Source organism: Microbacterium sp. H83, assembly GCF_001650405.1.
Taxonomy (GTDB): domain Bacteria; phylum Actinomycetota; class Actinomycetes; order Actinomycetales; family Microbacteriaceae; genus Microbacterium.
Genome location: NZ_LWCU01000048.1, coordinates 1 through 1417, shown reverse-complemented (window position 1 = coordinate 1417; position 1417 = coordinate 1). Strand labels below are relative to the sequence as shown.

Below are 1417 nucleotides of genomic sequence, written 5' to 3'. Positions count from 1 at the left end.
CCTGGAGTCCCGCGGGGTGGTGGTCTTTCGGGCCCGCGGCGTCGTGACCGCGACGGGGTGAGCCATCGTGCGATGGTCAGTGAGAACGACCAAGAACTCACACAGAAAGACGACACCGCACGATGGCTCTTGACCAGTCTGCCCTCCTCGAGCTGCTCGGGGAACTGAAGCTCACCGGCACCACCGACCGCATCCGAGCCGCGACCGAGCGGCTCTACCAGGAGCTGATCGACGCGGAGACAGCCGCATTCATCGGCGCCGCCCCCTACGAGCGCACGAGCGAGCGCACGACTACCCGCAACGGTTCCCGGCCGCGGGTGCTGTCGACCACGGCTGGGGATCTGGAGTTGCGGATCCCGAAGTTGCGGCAGGGGTCGTTCTTCCCGTCGCTGCTGGAGCGGCGCCGCCGGGTCGACCAAGCCTTGTTCGCGGTCGTGATGGAGGCCTACCTCCACGGCGTCTCAACCCGGAAGGTCGATGACCTCGTCAAAGCGCTCGGCGCTGACACTGGCATCTCGAAGTCCGAGGTGTCCCGCATCTGCCAAGGGCTCGACGCCGAGGTCGCATCGTTCCGCGACCGCTCGCTGTCTGACATCGCCTACCCCTACGTGTTCCTCGACGCGACCTACTGCAAGGTCCGCATCGACCACCGTGTCGTGTCCCAGGCGGTCGTCGTCGCGATCGGCGTCGCCGCTGACGGGCGGCGGGTCGTGCTGGGCTTCGATGTCGGAGACAGCGAGACCGAGGAGTTCTGGAAGCAGTTCCTGCGCTCGTTGAAGACACGAGGTCTGGGCGGGGTGAAGCTGGTGATCTCCGACGCCCACGCCGGACTGAAGAAGGCCGCAGCGACCGTGTTGCAGGGCGCCGCCTGGCAGCGCTGCCGCGTCCACTTCATGCGCAACGTCCTGACCGCCCTCCCGAAGGGCCGGCAGGAGATGGTCGCCAGCGTGATCCGCACGATCTTCGCCCAACCCGACGCCGAGCACATCGATGCCCAGTTCGACGAAGTCGTGCGCATGATCGAGCGCGTCCACCCCAAGACCGCCGTGATGCTCACCGACGCCCGTGACGACATCCTCGCGTTCAAAGCGTTCCCCGCCCGGCATTGGCGACAGATCTGGTCCACGAACCCGCTGGAACGCCTCAATCGGGAGATCAAGCGCCGCACCGACGTCGTTGGCGTGTTCCCGAACAACGCCGCCCTGCTCCGCCTGGCCGGCTCCGTCCTCGTCGAGCAACACGACGAATGGGAAGCCGCCGACCGCCGCTACTTCTCCGAAGCCTCCATGACCGAGCTCACCGCGACCACCCCCACCATCGACGAGGCGGTGATACTCCCCGAGATCACCGCCGCCTAAACTAACGACAGCTGATCATCGCAACGAAGCGAAAGACCACCACTCAAACGGACGCGGCC

1 protein-coding gene is annotated in these 1417 nt (G+C 66.4%); it reads left to right on the top strand.

Annotated elements, in window-relative coordinates; all coding sequences use genetic code 11:
• Positions 1-122: 122 nt before the first annotated feature.
• Positions 123-1358, top strand: a complete 1236-nt coding sequence (locus A4X16_RS14795; protein ID WP_046746337.1) for an IS256 family transposase — start codon at positions 123-125, stop codon at positions 1356-1358.
• The last annotated feature ends 59 nt before the right edge of the window (positions 1359-1417 follow it).